Origin of the sequence: Pseudomonas sp. UYEF17 (genome assembly GCF_040546125.1) — a bacterium.
In the GTDB taxonomy this organism is placed as follows: domain Bacteria; phylum Pseudomonadota; class Gammaproteobacteria; order Pseudomonadales; family Pseudomonadaceae; genus Aquipseudomonas; species Aquipseudomonas putida_Z.
Map to the genome: position 1 here is coordinate 413,528 of NZ_JBEPNE010000005.1, position 16,169 is coordinate 429,696.

Below are 16,169 nucleotides of genomic sequence, written 5' to 3' on the forward strand. Positions count from 1 at the left end.
AGGAATCTCCGTGCGATTGGGGGCGAGGATGCAGGCGCATTGCTGGCATCACACCTTTGCCAATCGGCAGCGGAGCTGTAGGACTTGACCTGATAATCAGGTAGGAAATTTCACTTCATTAGGTGGGATTTATTGCCTGTACCGGCCTCTTCGCGGGCTCGCCCGCTCCCACAGGGGTCGCACAGGCTTCAAGGGCCATGCAGTACCTGTGGGAGCGGGCAAGCCCGCGAAGAGGCCGGCACAGATGGCTCATGCTTCAGATCACAGCCTGAACCGCCCCACCAACCCTTGCAGGTGGGTACCTAACCGCGCGAGCTCCACGCTGGAACTGGCCGTCTCTTCACTGGCCGCCGAGGTCTGGTCAGAAATATCCCGCACGTTCATCACGCTGCGGTTGATCTCTTCTGCCACGGCCGTCTGTTCTTCAGCTGCCGTGGCAATCTGCTGGTTCATGGCCTGGATCGACGATACGGTCCGGGTGATGGTTTCCAGCGAGCTGCCGGCACGGCGGGTCAGTTCGACGCTGCTGTCGGTCAACTGGCGGCTGCTGTCCATCACGCTGGCCACGCGCTGGGTGCCGCTTTGCAGGCCGGCAATCAGCTCTTCAATCTCTTCGGTCGATTGCTGAGTGCGCTGCGCCAGGCTGCGCACTTCATCGGCCACCACGGCAAAGCCACGCCCGGCCTCGCCGGCCCGGGCCGCCTCGATCGCCGCGTTGAGGGCCAGCAGGTTGGTCTGCTGGGCCACCGACTTGATCACGTCGAGCACGCTGCCGATCTTGTCGCTTTCGGCCTTGAGCTGGTTCATCGCTTCGCTGGAGTTGACCACTTCGCCGGCCAGGCGCTCGATCTGCGCCACCGCCTCGCCCACTACACGATCGCCCTCGCGGGCCTGCTGGTCGGCCATCAACGCAGCTTCCGAGGCCTGCTCGGCATTGCGCGCCACCTCATGCACGGTAGCGGTCATCTGGTTCATGGCGGTCGCCACCTGATCGGTCTCGACCTTCTGGTTGTTGACCCCGGCACTGGTCTGCTCGGTCACCGCCGACAGCTCCTCGGCAGCACTGGCGATCTGCGTGACGCCATCACCGATGCCGCTGATCAGTTCGCGCAGGCCCTGGGTCATGCGATGCATGCTGGCTTGCAACTGGCCCAGTTCGTCGCGGCGTTGTACCTGCAGGTTCAGGGTCAGGTCGCCACTGGCCACGCGTTCGGCGGCGTGCAAGGTCTGGCGCAGCGGGACGATGATCTGCCGGGTGATGGCCCAGGCCGCCAGCAGGCCGAGGGTCAGCGCCAGCACGGTGGCCACGGCAAGCACGGTCTTGGCCTGGGCCGCCCCGGCGTCGCGCACAGCGGTTTGCGAGGTGGTCATCGCCTGGCTGGTCTGCAGCAGTACCGTGCCGTGCTCGACCATGCTCTGCAGGGCCTGCTCACTGGCGACCTGGGCACTGCCGAACTGGGTGACCGCGTCGCGGTAGCCTGCCAGGGCGGTGGTGGCATCGTCCAGGCTGGCAGCATGCTCCGCCGGCACTTTGGCCGGTAGCGCGCGCAGTTCGGCCAAGGCCTGGTCGATAGCTTTCAGCGCCGTCTGCTGATAGTCGGCGTTGCCGCTGTAGGTGTAACCGCGTACCTGGAACCGCGCCTGTTGCAACAGGGCGCTGACTTCCACCGCGTGCTGGTACTGGCTGATATCGCCACCCTGCAGCAGGCCGCGTTGCACCCGGCCAATCAGCTCCGCGGCCTTGTCGGCAGTGTCGCCTAGCACGGCGCGGCTGGCCTCGCGGCGTTGGCCGGCCTGTTTCAGCTCGTTGAACGCCTGCTGGTAGCCGCGCACGGCCTCGCGCTGCTGCTCAAGGCGCTGGCTGTCAGCGGGCTGCTCGATCTGCCCGAGCATAAGCTGTACCTGGCGCTCGAGATTACCCAGGGCTTTTTCCAGCTCTGCCACCGAGGCTTCGTCAGGCTGGCGCTGGTAATGCTGGCGGGCGATGCGCAGTTCCTGGGTGTACTGCTGAATGACCGAGATGTTTCCCAGCTTGTCGCCACGGTTGATGATGCTGTCCATGCCGTGCCAGCCAGCCAGGGTGATGGCCAGGGTCAACAGCAGCACCAGGCCGAAGCCCAGCCCCAGTTTGCGATTGACGCTCACATTGCCCAATGATTGGGCGAACCATTGATACATGTACGACTCCCCGGCGCCTTGGCAGCACGATTAATTGTTGTGTTGCCAAGACAATCGGCCTGGGGAGGGGAAACTTTATGGGTAAAAGTTGACTTTAGTGTCAGAAAATTCGTGAAAGCAGCGCTGTCACCGCGGTCTCTACCCGCAGGATGCGGTCGCCCAGCTGGACCGGAGCCAGGCCTGCCTTGCCCAGCAGGTCCACTTCGTAGGGGATCCAGCCGCCCTCCGGGCCGATGGCCAGGGTCACGGGCTGCTCCACGGCGCGCGGGCAGGCGGGGTAGGGGCCAGGGTGGCCGACCAGGCCCAGGGTGCCTGCGGCGATGGCCGGCAGGCGGTCTTCGACGAACGGTTTGAAGCGCTTCTCGATGATCACTTCGGGCAGCACGGTATCGCGGGCTTGTTCCAGGCCCAGGATGAGGTTCTCGCGAATGCTGTCCGGGTGCAGGAACGGTGTTTGCCAGAAGCTTTTCTCGACCTTGTAGCTGTTCAGAAGGATCAGCCGCGGCACGCCAAGGGTGGCCACGGTCTGGAACAGCCGGCGCAGCATTTTCGGCCGAGGTACGGCCAGCACCAGGGTCAGCGGCAGCTTGGCCGGTGGCTGCTGGTCAAAGGCGACTTCCAGTTCGGCTTCGTGCTTTTCCAGGCGCAGCACCGTGGCCTTGCCCATCAGGCCGTTGATGCGGCCCACGCGCAGGTTGTCGCCCACCGCCACACGGTGGATGTCCTGCATGTGGGTGAAGCGCCGGTCTGCGAGAACGACGCGGTCGGCCGAGACGAAGTCGGCCTCTTCAAGGAGCAACAGGTTCACGGTTGGGTCGCTGGTGGCTGGTCGTTGTGGTCGTTGGCGGTTTCGTCGTGGGCGCTGCGCTTGCGGATCAGGCTGCCGCACAGCACGCCGATCTCGAACAGCAGCCACATGGGAACGGCCAGCAGGGTCTGGGAGAAGATGTCCGGTGGGGTGAGGACCATGCCGACCACGAAGCAGCCGATGATCACGTAGGGGCGAATCTTCTTCAGGTACTTCACATCGACCACGCCGATCCATACCAGCAGCACCACCGCCACCGGGATTTCGAAGGCCACGCCAAAGGCGAAGAACAGCGTCATCACGAAGTCGAGGTAGCTGGCGATGTCGGTCATCATCGACACGCCTTCCGGCGTGGCGCTGGCGAAGAAGCCGAAGATCAGCGGGAACACCAGGAAATAGGCGAAGGCCATGCCGGCGTAGAACAGGAAGATGCTCGACACCAACAGCGGAATGGCGATGCGCTTTTCATGGCGGTACAGCCCGGGTGCGATGAAGCCCCAGATCTGCTGGAGGATGAACGGTATCGCCAGGAACAGCGAGACGATCATGGTCAGCTTGAACGGCGTGAGGAACGGCGAGGCCACGTCGGTGGCGATCATCGTCGCATTGGCCGGCAGGTGCTCGCGCAGCGGCGCGGAGACCAAGGTGTAGATCTGCTGGGCGAAGGAGAACAGCCCGGCAAAGATCAGGAAAATGACGGCAACGCAGCGCAGCAGGCGGGTGCGCAGTTCGGTCAGGTGCGAAACCAGCGGCATTGGCTGGTCGTGTTCCGGATTTTCGCTCATGGGGCTCGCGGCGGTTGAGGCGGTTCAGAAGGCGTGGCCGGGGTGGCAGCGGTCTCGACCGGCCTGGCTTCGAGCCCGGCGGGGGGCTGAACGGTTGCGGTGGTGACAGGCGGCTGCGCCGGTGGCGTCATCGGGTTGAGGATGCGCTTGGCTTCCTCTTCCATCTGCAGGATGTGCTCGTTGTGCAGCTGGCGGCGGATTTCGTCGGCGCCGATTTCGCGCTCCACTTCCATCTTGATGCTGTTGAAACTGCGCTTGAGCCGGCCGATCCACAGGCCTGCCGTGCGCGCGGCACCGGGCAGGCGCTCGGGGCCGAGCACCAGCAGGGCGACCAGGCCGACGAGCAGCAGCTCGCTGAAACTGATGCCGAACATGGGTCAGTCTTTCCGCTGCGGCTCTTGAGCCGGCTGGGCCTGGCCTTCGATGGTGTGGCCCTGGTTCTGCTGGGCAGTGTTCTGCACCGGTGGAACGGGTTGGGCAGGCGGCGGGGTCTGCTCGGCCGGCTTGTTCTCTTCGTCGCTCATGGCCTTGCGGAAGCCCTTGATCGACTCACCCAGGTCACTGCCGAAGTTCTTCAGCTTCTTGGTGCCAAACACCAGGACCACGACCACCAGCAAGACGATCCAGTGTTTCCAGTCAAAGATACCCATTTCGTACTCCTGAAATTTACAGGTCAAGCGAATTGTTCTGGCAACGCGGCCCCTGTGGGAGCGGGTTCACCCGCGAACACCGGCTTAGCCGGTGCCATACACCGCGTCGCATTCTTCGCGGGTGAACCCGCTCCCACAAAAGAGAGGGGCACCGCGCACTTGAATTACATCAGGCAGACGGCTGTCGTGCAGCCTTCTCATCATGCCCGGAAAGCCCGAAGCGGCGTTCCAGCTCATCGAGCACGGCTTGCGGATGCTGGCCCAGCGCGCTGAGCATTACCAGGCTATGAAACCACAGGTCGGCGGTTTCGTAGATGACATCGCTGTAATCCTTGCTGACCGCAGCGTCCTTGGCGGCAATGATCGTCTCGACCGACTCTTCGCCGAGCTTTTCGAGGATCTTGTTCAGGCCCTTGTGGTACAGGCTGGCCACGTAGGAGCTGTCGGGCGCCGCTTGCTTGCGCTCTTCAAGCACTTCGGCCAGGCGGTTGAGGGTGTCGCTCATGTCAGTGTCCTGCGCTGTAGATGGCATCCGGGTCTTTCAGGACCGGGTCGACGGTTTTCCACTGGCCGTCTTCGAAGACGCGGTAGAAGCAGCTTTCACGGCCGGTATGGCAGGCGATATGGCCCAATTGCTCGACCATCAGGATGATCACGTCGGCATCGCAGTCCAGGCGCATTTCATGCAGCTTCTGCACGTGCCCGGATTCCTCGCCCTTGCGCCACAGCTTGCCACGCGAACGCGACCAGTAGATGGCGCGTTGCTCGGCGGCGGTCAGGGCCAGCGATTCGCGGTTCATCCAGGCCATCATCAGCACGCGTCCGGTCTTGTGGTCCTGGGCGATCGCCGGTACCAGGCCCTCGCTGTTCCACTTGATCTCGTCCAGCCAGTCTTTCATCGTCGACTCCAAAGCGGGCCCGCTCCTGTGCCGGGCCCTTTGCGCTAGTGTGCCAGCCATGGGCGCGGCTGGCTATTGGCGCACGATCAGGTAAAGGCCGGCGGCCAGCATCAGCCAGGCCGGCCAGGCGGCAGGGGCGGCCAGGCTGGTGGCCGCGGCGGCACCAGCGGCCAGTACCGCACCACCGCCGAGCAGGCCGGCGCCGAGCAGGCGCAGCGCCCAGCGGTCGCCCTGGCGGCGCCGCTCCGGCAGTTGCGGATCGTGCAGGTGCGGTTGCGACAGGCGCTCGAGCAGGTCGCGGGCCATGTCGGCCAGGTGCGGCAGTTGCTCGACCTGGCTGTGGATGTTGCCGAGCACGGCCTTGGGGCTCATGCGGTCGCGCATCCAGCGCTCGAGGAATGGCTTGGCGGTGCTCCACAGGTCCAGCTCGGGGTACAGCTGGCGACCCAGGCCCTCGATGTTGAGCAGGGTCTTCTGCAGCAAAACCAGCTGCGGCTGCACTTCCATGTTGAAGCGGCGGGCGGTCTGGAACAGGCGCATCAGCACCTGGCCGAAGGAAATATCCTTTAACGGTTTTTCGAAGATCGGCTCGCACACGGTGCGGATCGCCGCTTCGAACTCGTTGACCTTGGTGTGCGCCGGCACCCAGCCCGAGTCGATGTGCAACTGGGCGACGCGGCGATAGTCACGCTTGAAGAAAGCGATCAGGTTGCGCGCCAGGTAGTCCTGGTCCTCGGCGGTCAGGCTGCCGACGATGCCGCAGTCGATGGCGATGTACTGCGGGCTCCATGGTTTGACCGTGCTGACAAAGATGTTGCCGGGGTGCATGTCGGCATGGAAGAAGCTGTCGCGGAACACCTGGGTGAAGAACACCTCCACACCCCGTTCGGCCAGCAGCTTCATGTCGGTGCGCTGGTCGGCCAAGGTGGCCATGTCGGTCACCGGCACGCCGTAGATGCGCTCCATCACCAGCACCTTGGGGCGGCACAGGTCCCAGTACACCTGGGGCACGTACATCAGCTCGGAGCCTTCGAAGTTGCGCCGCAGCTGGCTGGCGTTGGCCGCTTCGCGCAGCAGGTCGAGCTCGTCGTAGATGGTTTTTTCATAGTCGCCGACGATTTCCACCGGGTGCAGGCGACGGGCATCGGCCGAAGCGCGCTCGGCGGCCTTGGCGATCAGGAACAGCCAGGCCAGGTCCTGGGCGATCACCGGCTTCAGGCCCGGGCGCACCACCTTGACCACCACTTCCTCGCCACTTTTCAGGCGCGCAGCGTGCACCTGGGCCACCGAGGCCGAGGCCAGCGGCTCGACGTCGAAGCGGCTGAACAGTTGCGTTACCGGGGCGCCCAGTTGCGCCTCGATCAGTGCCACGGCCTGCTTGGGGTCGAACGGCGGCACGCGGTCCTGCAGCAGCATCAGCTCATCGGCAATGTCGTTGGGCAGCAGGTCGCGGCGGGTGGACAACAACTGGCCGAACTTGATGAAGATCGGCCCCAGGTCCTGCAGGGCCAGGCGCAGGCGCGCGCCACGGCTGAGCTCGGACGGCTTGCGCGGCAGCCAGCGCCACGGCATCAGCAGGCGCAGGCTCATCAGCCACCAGGGCAGCGGCAGGTCGAACAGCAGGTCATCGAGACGGTAGCGGATCACCACACGCTGGATGCGAAAAAGACGGCGGACGGCGAGCAGCTTCATGCGTTATCGCTGGTATCAAGGGTTCGGGAAAGGCGCTTGAGGCGCGCCTCGAGGCGTTCTGTATCGAGCTTCAGGGCATCGAGCTCGCTGAAGGCGGCTTCGGCTTCGCGCTTGCCGACCAGGGTACGGGACTCTTCGGCCAGGTACTCGGAAAGGTTCTGGCTGAAGCGCGCCAGGCCCTGGCGGGTCCAGCGTGCACGCAGGCGGATGTGGCCCGCCAGCAGCGCCGTGGCGACCGGGCCGAGCCAGCGTTGCAGCTCGTGCTCCCAGTCCAGCTCCAGGTCCTGCAGCACACCGAACAGGTCGAGCAGCACGGCGCTGTCGCCATGCAGTTCGACTTGCGGGCTGTGCAGCACGGCAGTCTTGTCCCTGGCCAGGGCCAGTTGCGCCAGGCTGCCGGCCGGGGCGCGCAGGCTGCAGTCGACCTCGCCTTGCCAGTGGGCGGCGAGCATCAGGCCCTCTTCATCGGGCAGGATGAACACCTGCAAGGCCGGCTGGCGGCAGTCGATCTCGATGACCTTGCCCTCCAGCGCGGCCAGCCGCGGCAGGGCCGTGCTGTCCATGCGCAGGACGCGGTTCAGGCCATGTTCGACGCTGGCGAGCAGCCCGGCCAGCAGCATCAGGGCTTGATCCCCCGGTGCACGGCAACGATGCCGCTGGTCATGTTGTGGTAGGTGACGCGGTCGAAACCGGCCTCGACCATCATGGCCTTCAGGGTTTCCTGATCGGGGTGCATGCGGATCGACTCGGCGAGGTAACGGTAGCTCTCCGAGTCGTTGGTGATCAGCTTGCCGGCCAGCGGCATGAAGGCGAACGAGTAGGCGTCGTAGGCCTTGGACATCAGCTTGTTGGTCGGCTTGGAGAACTCCAGCACCAGCAGGCGGCCGCCCGGCTTGAGCACGCGCAGCATCGAGCGGATGGCTTCGTCCTTGTGGGTGACGTTGCGCAGGCCGAAGGCGATGGTCACGCAGTCGAAGTGGTTGTCCGGGAATGGCAGCTTCTCGGCGTCGGCCTGGACGAACTCGATGTTGCCGGCCACGCCACGGTCGAGCAGGCGGTCACGGCCGACCTTGAGCATCGACTCGTTGATGTCGGCCAGCACTACCTGGCCGGTCGGGCCGACCAGCCGCGAGAACTTGGCGGCCAGGTCGCCGGTACCGCCGGCGATGTCCAGTACACGGTTGCCGGCGCGTACGCCCGACAGCTCGATGGTGAAGCGCTTCCACAGGCGGTGCATGCCGCCGGAAAGCACGTCGTTCATCAGGTCGTACTTGGCCGCTACCGAGTGGAACACCTCGGCGACTTTCTTCGCCTTCTGGCTTTCAGGGACGTCCTGGTAACCGAAATGGGTGGTGGGTTCGGCGTGGTCGCCTTTGCGCTGGTCGTTCATATCGCTTCACCGGAAAAAATTACCGCCATTCTAGGGCGAACGGGCGGATTTGTCTTGGCGGGGTGTGCCTGTGGGCAGGGGCGGGCATAATGCCCATTATGTCTTCATCTTCAGGAACACCCGCATGACCCAGATCAGCGTCGAACGCAAACATTCCCTCGGCCGCGATGCCGCCCGTGCCAAGGCTGAAGCGCTGGTCGACAAACTGACCCGCGAGTACGACCTCAAGGCCACCTGGAACGGTGACCGGGTCGACGTGGCGCGCAGCGGTGCCAACGGCAGCGTGCACATCTTCGATGACCGCATTCGCGTCGAATTGAAGCTGGGCATGATGTTGTCGATGATGAGCGGCACCATCAAGGGCGAGATCGAGCGGGCGTTGGACAAAGCCCTGGCCTGACACCCCCTTCCCGGGGCCATGCTCGTTCACCTTAGGGTGAAGATTCTAATTTCCCTCTCTACCTTGTGCTCAAGCCCAACCTCCATGGGCGGTTCCTCCTCCACTCATGAGCATGAGGTACAGAGCATGGCCAAAGTGACTGTGAAGAAAAAGGACGACGCCCCGGGTACGCTGGGCGAGGTGCGCGGCTACGCGCGCAAGATCTGGCTGGCGGGCATCGGCGCCTATGCGCGTGTTGGTCAGGAAGGCTCCGACTACTTCAATGAGCTGGTCAAGGCCGGCGAAGGCGTCGAGAAGCGTGGCAAGAAGCGCATCGACAAGGAGCTCGATGCTGCCAACAACCAGATCGACGAAGCGACCCAGGAAGTCAGTCGCGTACGCGGCAAGGTCGAAGTTCAACTGGACAAGATCGAAAAAGCTTTCGACGCGCGGGTAGGTCGCGCCTTGAATCGCCTTGGCATTCCGTCTAAACATGACGTTGAGGCGTTGTCCATCAAGCTTGAACAGCTGCACGAGCTGCTCGAGCGCGTCGCGCACAAACCATAAGGAGAGCAGGATGGCTGGCAAGAAGAATTCCGAGAAAGAAGGCAGCTCCTGGGTCGGCGGGATTGAGAAGTACTCCCGCAAGATCTGGCTGGCGGGGCTTGGTATCTATTCGAAGATCGACCAGGACGGCCCGAAGCTGTTCGACTCGCTGGTGAAGGATGGCGAGAAGGCCGAGAAACAGGCGAAGAAGACCGCAGAAGATGTTGCTGAAACTGCCAAGTCGTCGACCACTTCGCGTGTGTCGGGCGTGAAGGACCGTGCGCTGGGCAAGTGGAGCGAACTCGAAGAGGCCTTCGACAAGCGCCTGAACAGTGCCATCTCGCGCCTTGGCGTGCCGAGCCGCAACGAGATCAAGGCCCTGCACCAGCAGGTGGACAGCCTGACCAAGCAGATCGAGAAACTGACCGGCGCTTCGGTTACCCCGATTTCGTCGCGCACTGCAGCCAAACCGGCTGCGAGCAAGGCGGCGGCCAAGCCACTGGCCAAGACGGCAGCGGCCAAGCCTGCGGCAAAAACCGCGGCAGCCAAGCCGGCAGCCAAGGCCGCAGCGGCTAAACCTGCTGCGAAGACTGCGGCGGCCAAGCCTGCGGCGAAACCGGCAGCGGCCAAGCCGGCTGTGGCGAAGAAGCCTGCAGTGAAGAAAGCACCAGCCAAGCCGGCAGCCGCCAAGCCGGCAGCTCCAGCGGCCAGCGCCGCTCCGGCCGCTAGCGCAGCTCCGGCGCCCACTGCGGCTCCGGCCAGCAACCCGCCTTCGGCACAGACAGGCACCGGTACCCTGATCTGATACCGCGTCGCCTTCTTCGCGGGCTTGCCCGCTCCCACAGGTCCTGTGTGCACTCGAGCACCGCATTTCACCTGTGGGAGCGGGCATGCCCGCGAAAGCCGCGACACCGAAACAACAGGCTTACCCCTCCAGATACCGCACCGCCAACTGCTCCGCCGCCCCCCGCGCCTGGGCCTGCAGATGCGGCGCCACCAGCATCATCACCTGGTACACCACAATCCCCACATCCCCCTCGCGCCCCAGTACCCGCTGATAATCCAGCGAGAACATCAGTGTCAGGGTGATCTGCTCCACCAGTTGCCCCAGCGCCTGGGTCTCGCTCTCTACCAACCCCTGGCCCTTGAGGCTGGCCAGCAACGCCGCCAGTGTGCGCTTGAGCGCGTTGATCAGGTTGCGCATGCCGCGGGCCAGTTTGGGCAGGCGCCCGGTCAGGTTCGACAGGTCCTGGAACAGGAAGCGGTACTGCGCCATGCGTTCGACGATCAGGTGCAGGAACAGCCAGTAATCTTCGGCGTCCAGGCGTACCTCCAGCGGCGGGTCGAGCAAGGGCATCAGCGCTTCTTCAAAGCGCTCGAACAGCCCCAGCACCAACGGCTCCTTGCCGTGGAAGTGGTAGTAGAGGTTGCCGGGGCTGATGCCCAGTTCATTGGCAATTTCCAGGGTGGATACGTTCGGTTCGCCCTGCTGGTTGAACAGCTGCAGGGCACATTCCAGGATACGGTCGCGAGTCTTCATCCAGTCGGCATGCTCATCGGGTCAGCACGTAGGTGCCCGGCGCGGGGCCCAGTGGTGGGTAGGTGGCATTGCCCAGTTCGCTGCGCGGTGCCTTGAGCGGGCCGGAGCGCGGGGTGATCCACTCCAGCCACAACGGCCACCAGCTGCCTTCGCTGCGCTTGGCATCGTGGAACCAGGCACGCGGGTCGCTGGACAGCTTGGGGTTGGCCAGGTAGTAGGCCTTGGGGTTGCCGGGCGGGTTGATGATGCTCTGGATATGCCCGCTGTTGGCCAGCACGAAGCGCCGGTCGCCACCCAGCAGCAAGGCCGAGCGGTACACCGCATCCCACGGGGTGATGTGGTCGTTGCTGCCGGCCACGGTGAAACTGTCCAGCTCGACCTTCTGCAGGTCGATGGGTGTGCCGCATACTTCCAGGCCGGCGGGGTGGGTCAGCGGGTTGAGCTTGAAGAAGTCCAGCAGGTCGCCATGCAGCGCGGCGGGCAGGCGCGTGCTGTCGGCGTTCCAGTACAGGATGTCGAAGGCTGGTGGTGTCTTGCCGAGCAGGTAGTTGTTGACCCAGTAGTTCCAGATCAGGTCGTTGGGCCGCATCCAGGCGAAGATCCGCGCCACCTCGGCGCCATCCAGCACGCCGCGCTGGTAGGAGCGGCGCTTGGCGGCCTCGATGGTCTGCTCGTCGGCGAACAGGCTGGCGGGGCTTTCGAACTTACTGTCCAGCAAGCTGACCAGGTAGGTGGCGCTGCGCACCCGGCGCAGCTGGTGCTTGGCCTGCAGGTGGCCCTGCAGTGCGGCCATGGTCAGGCCGCCGGCGCAGGCGCCCATCAGGTTGGGGTCGCGGTTGCCGCTGATGCTGCGGCAAGCGTTGAGCGCTTCTTCCAGGGCCTGAACGTAGCTGGACAGGCCCCATTCGCGGTGGCGCGGGTCGGGGTTGCGCCAGCTGACCATGAACACCTGCAGGCCATTCTTGAGCATGTACTGGACGAAGCTGTTGGTCGAGCTGAGGTCGAAGATGTAGAACTTGTTGATCTGTGGCGGCACCACCAGCAGTGGCCGGGCGTGCTGCTTTTCGCTCATCGGCTTGTACTGGATCAGCTCCAGCAGCTCGTTGCGAAACACCACGGCGCCGGCGGTGGCGGCCAGGTTGCCGCCCACTTCGAAGGCGCGCTCGTCGACCTGGCGTGGCAGACCGTCATTGTGGCGCAGGTCATCGAGCAGGTGGGCCATGCCGCGCACCAGGCTCTGGCCACCGCTGTTGAACAGTTCCTTGACCGCCAGCGGGTTGAGCAGCGAGTTGCTCGGCGCCAGGGCATCGTTGATCAGGTTGAACAGGAAGTGCGCACGGGCCCGGTCATCGTCGTCCAGGTGGCTTTCTTCGATCCACAGGCGGGTCTGCTTCTGCCAGGCCAGGTAGGCTTGCAGGCCGCGCCGGTAGAACGGGTTCTGGCTCCATGTCGGGTCGCTGAAGCGCGGATCGCGCGGGTTCGGCTGAAGCGGTGTGTCACCCAGTATCACCCGGCCCAGCTGGCCACCCAGGGCCAACAGGTGATGTGCGGTGTGCAGCGGGTGACGCAGGCTTTGGCGGCTGACATTGCGCAGCGTGGAAATCAGGTCACGGCCGCGCAGGCCGAGGATGGCGTTCTGCACGTTCATGCTGGTGGCGGGAAGCGTTGGCGTTCCTTTGGCCGGTTTGTCTTTCATGGCAACACTCCCTCGTCTAAGCCATTTCGCTGTCGAGACCTTCGCGGGCATGCCCGCTCCCACAGGTTCGGCGCCATCCCTGTGGGAGCGGGCGCGCCCGCGAAGAAGGCCGCATCGATTTACCCGCCCGAAGCCGGGCGAGGGTGCATGACGGCGCGCTGTCGTTCTTGCTGAAGGAACTTCATGATGATCGGGGCGACGGCCTCGGCCCGGGTGATCAGGAACAAATGACCGTCGTCGATAATGTGTAGCTGGGCATTGGGAATCCGCCAGGCCAGCAGGCGCATGTTGATCAGCGGGATCAGTGGGTCGTCGTCGCCGGCCAGCACCAGGGTCGGTTGCTGGATCTTGTGCAGCCAGTGGATGCTGGTCCAGCCGAGCCCGGCGAACAGCTGCCAGTAGTAGCCCATCTTGCCGCCGGAGCGCACCTTGGCGGCGTGCTGCATGGCCAGTTCGGGGTCACGCCGGAAGCCGCCGCCATAGATCGTCGGCGCAATGCGGATGACATGCGACGGCTGCACGTAACGCCGTGGGCTGGCCATCATCCACAACACCTTGGGCTTGCCTGGCACCATCACCGCACCGGCTGCGGTGGCGGCCAGCACCAGTTTCTTGCAGCGTTCGGGGTAATCGTGGGCGAACTGCTGGGCCAGGGCGCCGCCCCAGGACACACCGATGACATTGACCTGGCCGTAGTCGAGGTAGTCGAGCATGCGTGCCGTCAGCTTGGCCAACCCGGGGAAGCGGTATGGGTGGCGCGGCGTGGACGAGCCGCCGACCCCGGGTACGTCAAAGGCAATGACTTCCAGGTCCGGGTCCAGTGCCTCGATGAACGGAAACACCAGCTCCAGGTTGGCACCGATGCCGTTGAAGATCAGCAACGGCGTCAGGTGCGGTTTGCCCGGGCGGACGGCGGTGCGGATGGACTGGTTGTCCAGCTCGACGGTCCTGAAGATGTAGGGTTGCGGCATGCGCGTGACTCATGGGGTGAAATGAACACCGTGGCGTCCCGCAGGTGGCCACGGCGCTGCAGCTCAACGCTCGTGAACGTAGGTGCCCGGGGATGCCTCGCCAGCGGCATAGGCACGGTTGCCCAGGCGGGTCGGCGCCTTTTTCAGCTCGCCGGCACGCTCGCCCAGCCAGCTTTGCCAGTGCAGCCACCAGGAGTCGGCATGCTTGGTGGCGTTTTCCTGCCAGGCCACCGGGTCACCCGGGCGATCGGCACCGGTCATGAAGCGCGCCTTGGGGTTGCCTGGCGGGTTGAGGATGCTCTGGATGTGGCCGCTGTTGGACAGCACGAACTCGATCTTGCCGCCGAACAGGTGCGCCGAGCGGTAGCATGACTGCCACGGGGTGATGTGGTCGTTGGTGCCGGCAAGGCTGTAGATGTCGCATTTGACCTGTTTCAGGTCGATCGGAGTGCCGCAAACCTCCAGGGCGTCCGGGCGGGTCAGCGGGTTGCTCTTGAACATTTCGATCAGGTCGCCGTGGAAGGCGGCCGGCAGGCGCGTGGTGTCGTTGTTCCAGAACAGGATGTCGAACACCGGCGGCTCGTTGCCGAGCAGGTAGTTGTTGACCCAGTAGTTCCAGATCAGGTCGTTGGGGCGCATCCAGGCGAACACCTTGGCCATCTCGCTGCCTTCGAGCACACCGGCCTGGTAGGAGTGGCGCTTGGCGGCCTCCAAAGTCTGCTCGTCGACGAACAGGGCGACCTGGTTGTCCATGGTGGTGTCCAGCACGCTGACCAGCAGGGTCAGGGCATTGACCTTGTTTTCGCCGAGGGCGGCATAGTGGCCGACCAATGCCGTGCAGGTGATGCCGCCGGAGCAGGCACCGAGCATGTTCAGGTCCTTGCTGCCGGTAATCGCCAGCACCGCGTCGACCGCCTCCTTGAGCGCGTCGATGTAGGTGGACAGGCCCCATTCGCGCTGGGCTTTGGTCGGGTTGCGCCAGCTGATGATGAAGGTCTGCTGCTGCGAGCGCAGGCAGTAGCGCGCCAGGCTCTTTTCCGGGCTCAGGTCGAATACGTAGAACTTGTTGATCTGCGGCGGCACCACCAGCAGCGGGCGGGCATGCACCTGCTCGGTGATGGGGTTGTACTGGATCAGCTCCAGCACATCGTTGCGGTACACCACGGCGCCTTCACTGGTGCCCAGGTTCTTGCCCACCTCGAAGGCGTCCATGTTCACCTGGCTGGGCATGCCACCGTTGTTGACCAGGTCCTTGGCCAGGTTGGACAGGCCATCGAGCAGGCTCTTGCCGCCGGTTTCGAAGAAGCGTTTGACTGCTGCCGGGTTGGACAGGGTGTTGGTCGGAGCCATGGCTTCGGTCATCAGGTTGATGACGAACTGGCCGCGGCTGATGTCCTGGGGCGACAGGTCGCTGTTGCCGATCCAGTCCTGCAGCTCCTTGCGCCAGGCCAGATAGGTTTGCAGGTAGCGGCGGTAAAGTGGGTTGTTGCTCCATGCCGGGTCATTGAAGCGACGGTCGTCGCTTTCCGGGGCAAGGCTGGACTTGCCCAGCAGCACGTTCTTCAGCTCCAGGCCAAAGTGGGCCACATGCTTGGCGCTGTGCAGCGGTTGGCGCACGGCCTGGCGCAGCACGGTGCGTGCCGAGCTCAACAGGTCTTTGCGGCGGATACCGATGACCGGGTTCAGCCCCAGGGTGTTTTCCGAGGCCTGCCGCTGCAGCTCATCGTTGTTCTTGTTACTCATCTACGACGCTCCGTTGTCCTGAGACGAGTACCGGTTGCTGTGGCGGGTGCACAGTTCTGAGCCCGGTACTGCTACTCGGGTGACCAGTGATAAGGAACAGCGGTGCTGCGAGGGTTCTGACTACCTGCAATTTGATGCAGGGAACTTGCCACCCCCATTGGTTACCCGACTTTCATGTAATGCGCAAGACAGCCCGTCACTGGGCTGTCTGTAAGTCATTCAAACAGATGATTTTAGAAAATGCGCTCTAAATCCTGCAGGCCTTGCGCTAGAGCATGAGTTTGACCACCGACTCGGCAGGGTCGCGGGATTTCCCGGCCTTGTGCAGTTCGTCGAGGTACTCGGCCCACAGCTGTTCCTGGCGCAGGCACAGCTGCTCGAGGTATTCCCAGGTGAACAGGCCGCTGTCATGGCCGTCGTCGAAGGTCAGTTTCAGTGCGTATTGCCCGGCAGGTTCCAGGCCGCTGAGGCCGACGTTGATCTTGCCGAACTGCAGGATGGGGTTACCGTGGCCCTGGACCTCGGCGGAGGGGGAGTGCACGCGCAGGAATTCGGCGGGCAGGTGGTAGACCTCGCCGGGGGCGTAGGTGAGGCTGAGGGTTTTCGAGGCTTTGTGCAGGTTGATGGCGGTGGGCAGGCGGGCCATGGACGGAATCTCTCGGGAGCTGATGGTGCACAGCTTCAGGAGATTCGGGGGATTGTGCAAGGGGGCTGCTTTGCAGCCCATCGCGACACAAGGCCGCTCCTATGTATGGACTCGCCCACACTGTCTAGCTGCTTTTGAACATAGGAACCCGGTTGCATCTATGTATCAGGCCTGTTCGAGGAAGCTTTTTGCTTCTGGCCAACATCGTGGTGAGCTCGCAGCGTGCCGTTTACATTGAGGCCACTG

Annotated in this window: 18 protein-coding genes and 1 pseudogene; 3 read left to right on the forward strand and 16 right to left on the reverse strand. The window is 64.0% G+C overall.

Annotated features, from left to right (window positions below):
* Positions 1 to 261: 261 nt before the first annotated feature.
* The 11 genes and pseudogenes from ABIB24_RS26820 to ubiE form a co-directional block, all read right to left on the reverse strand.
* Positions 262 to 1,134, reverse strand: coding sequence for a methyl-accepting chemotaxis protein (locus ABIB24_RS26820; RefSeq protein ID WP_414708559.1), 873 nt, complete (start codon positions 1,132 to 1,134; stop codon positions 262 to 264).
* Positions 1,117 to 2,178, reverse strand: a pseudogene (locus ABIB24_RS26825) (methyl-accepting chemotaxis protein); the annotation flags it as partial. The pseudogene ABIB24_RS26825 and the gene ABIB24_RS26820, both read right to left, overlap by 18 nt.
* A gap of 100 nt (positions 2,179 to 2,278) precedes the next feature.
* A complete protein-coding gene (locus ABIB24_RS11580) occupies positions 2,279 to 2,986 on the reverse strand; it encodes a 16S rRNA (uracil(1498)-N(3))-methyltransferase (RefSeq protein ID WP_025340919.1) in 708 nt (235 codons plus the stop codon).
* Positions 2,983 to 3,771, reverse strand: coding sequence for a twin-arginine translocase subunit TatC (gene tatC / locus ABIB24_RS11585; protein WP_013974546.1), 789 nt, complete (start codon positions 3,769 to 3,771; stop codon positions 2,983 to 2,985). The genes ABIB24_RS11580 and tatC overlap by 4 nt, the downstream gene beginning before the upstream one ends.
* Positions 3,768 to 4,145 carry a Sec-independent protein translocase protein TatB gene (gene tatB, locus ABIB24_RS11590; protein WP_025340918.1) on the reverse strand — a complete coding sequence of 126 codons (378 nt, stop codon included), beginning with the start codon at positions 4,143 to 4,145 and terminating at the stop codon, positions 3,768 to 3,770. Before tatB ends, tatC begins: the two co-directional genes overlap by 4 nt.
* Before the next feature lie 3 nt (positions 4,146 to 4,148).
* On the reverse strand, positions 4,149 to 4,421 hold the full coding sequence (locus tag ABIB24_RS11595) for a twin-arginine translocase TatA/TatE family subunit (protein WP_025340917.1): 273 nt from the start codon (positions 4,419 to 4,421) through the stop codon (positions 4,149 to 4,151).
* A 169-nt stretch (positions 4,422 to 4,590) separates the two neighbouring features.
* Entirely contained in the window at positions 4,591 to 4,926 is a 336-nt protein-coding gene (locus tag ABIB24_RS11600; RefSeq protein WP_013974545.1) for a phosphoribosyl-ATP diphosphatase, read from the reverse strand.
* Between the two features lies 1 nt (position 4,927).
* Entirely contained in the window at positions 4,928 to 5,320 is a 393-nt protein-coding gene (gene hisI, locus ABIB24_RS11605) for a phosphoribosyl-AMP cyclohydrolase (protein ID WP_013974544.1), read from the reverse strand.
* A gap of 72 nt (positions 5,321 to 5,392) precedes the next feature.
* The gene (gene ubiB / locus ABIB24_RS11610) at positions 5,393 to 7,012 is read right to left on the reverse strand and encodes a ubiquinone biosynthesis regulatory protein kinase UbiB (RefSeq protein ID WP_075046599.1); all 1,620 of its coding nucleotides are present in this window, start codon (positions 7,010 to 7,012) and stop codon (positions 5,393 to 5,395) included.
* On the reverse strand, positions 7,009 to 7,632 hold the full coding sequence (locus ABIB24_RS11615) for a ubiquinone biosynthesis accessory factor UbiJ (protein ID WP_025340915.1): 624 nt from the start codon (positions 7,630 to 7,632) through the stop codon (positions 7,009 to 7,011). The genes ubiB and ABIB24_RS11615 overlap by 4 nt, the downstream gene beginning before the upstream one ends.
* Positions 7,632 to 8,402 carry a bifunctional demethylmenaquinone methyltransferase/2-methoxy-6-polyprenyl-1,4-benzoquinol methylase UbiE gene (gene ubiE, locus ABIB24_RS11620; protein ID WP_013974541.1) on the reverse strand — a complete coding sequence of 257 codons (771 nt, stop codon included), beginning with the start codon at positions 8,400 to 8,402 and terminating at the stop codon, positions 7,632 to 7,634. Before ubiE ends, ABIB24_RS11615 begins: the two co-directional genes overlap by 1 nt.
* Before the next feature lie 124 nt (positions 8,403 to 8,526).
* Between ubiE and ABIB24_RS11625 the strand changes: the two genes are divergently transcribed.
* The 3 genes from ABIB24_RS11625 to ABIB24_RS11635 all read left to right on the forward strand — a co-directional run bounded on the left by ABIB24_RS11625 (position 8,527) and on the right by ABIB24_RS11635 (position 10,132).
* Positions 8,527 to 8,802 (forward strand): polyhydroxyalkanoic acid system family protein, encoded by a 276-nt coding sequence (locus tag ABIB24_RS11625; protein WP_015272091.1) that lies wholly within the window; start codon positions 8,527 to 8,529, stop codon positions 8,800 to 8,802.
* A 126-nt stretch (positions 8,803 to 8,928) separates the two neighbouring features.
* The gene (locus ABIB24_RS11630; protein ID WP_023663112.1) at positions 8,929 to 9,348 is read left to right on the forward strand and encodes a phasin family protein; all 420 of its coding nucleotides are present in this window, start codon (positions 8,929 to 8,931) and stop codon (positions 9,346 to 9,348) included.
* Between the two features lie 10 nt (positions 9,349 to 9,358).
* Positions 9,359 to 10,132, forward strand: coding sequence for a phasin family protein (locus ABIB24_RS11635; protein WP_003259845.1), 774 nt, complete (start codon positions 9,359 to 9,361; stop codon positions 10,130 to 10,132).
* Positions 10,133 to 10,252: 120 nt separating this feature from the next.
* On the opposite strand, the gene ABIB24_RS11640 is transcribed toward ABIB24_RS11635, so the two are convergent.
* The 5 genes from ABIB24_RS11640 to ABIB24_RS11660 form a co-directional block, all read right to left on the reverse strand.
* Positions 10,253 to 10,867 carry a TetR/AcrR family transcriptional regulator gene (locus ABIB24_RS11640; protein ID WP_075046596.1) on the reverse strand — a complete coding sequence of 205 codons (615 nt, stop codon included), beginning with the start codon at positions 10,865 to 10,867 and terminating at the stop codon, positions 10,253 to 10,255.
* A 13-nt stretch (positions 10,868 to 10,880) separates the two neighbouring features.
* Complete coding sequence (gene phaC / locus ABIB24_RS11645) at positions 10,881 to 12,563, reverse strand: class II poly(R)-hydroxyalkanoic acid synthase (protein WP_286100683.1); 1,683 nt, start codon at positions 12,561 to 12,563, stop codon at positions 10,881 to 10,883.
* 119 nt (positions 12,564 to 12,682) lie between these two features.
* Positions 12,683 to 13,534: a poly(3-hydroxyalkanoate) depolymerase gene (gene phaZ, locus ABIB24_RS11650; RefSeq protein WP_025340911.1), complete on the reverse strand. Its 852-nt coding sequence runs from the start codon at positions 13,532 to 13,534 to the stop codon at positions 12,683 to 12,685.
* Between the two features lie 63 nt (positions 13,535 to 13,597).
* Positions 13,598 to 15,277: a class II poly(R)-hydroxyalkanoic acid synthase gene (gene phaC / locus ABIB24_RS11655; protein WP_137162561.1), complete on the reverse strand. Its 1,680-nt coding sequence runs from the start codon at positions 15,275 to 15,277 to the stop codon at positions 13,598 to 13,600.
* Positions 15,278 to 15,545: 268 nt separating this feature from the next.
* On the reverse strand, positions 15,546 to 15,923 hold the full coding sequence (locus tag ABIB24_RS11660) for a gamma-butyrobetaine hydroxylase family protein (protein ID WP_003249306.1): 378 nt from the start codon (positions 15,921 to 15,923) through the stop codon (positions 15,546 to 15,548).
* Between the last annotated feature and the right edge of the window lie 246 nt (positions 15,924 to 16,169).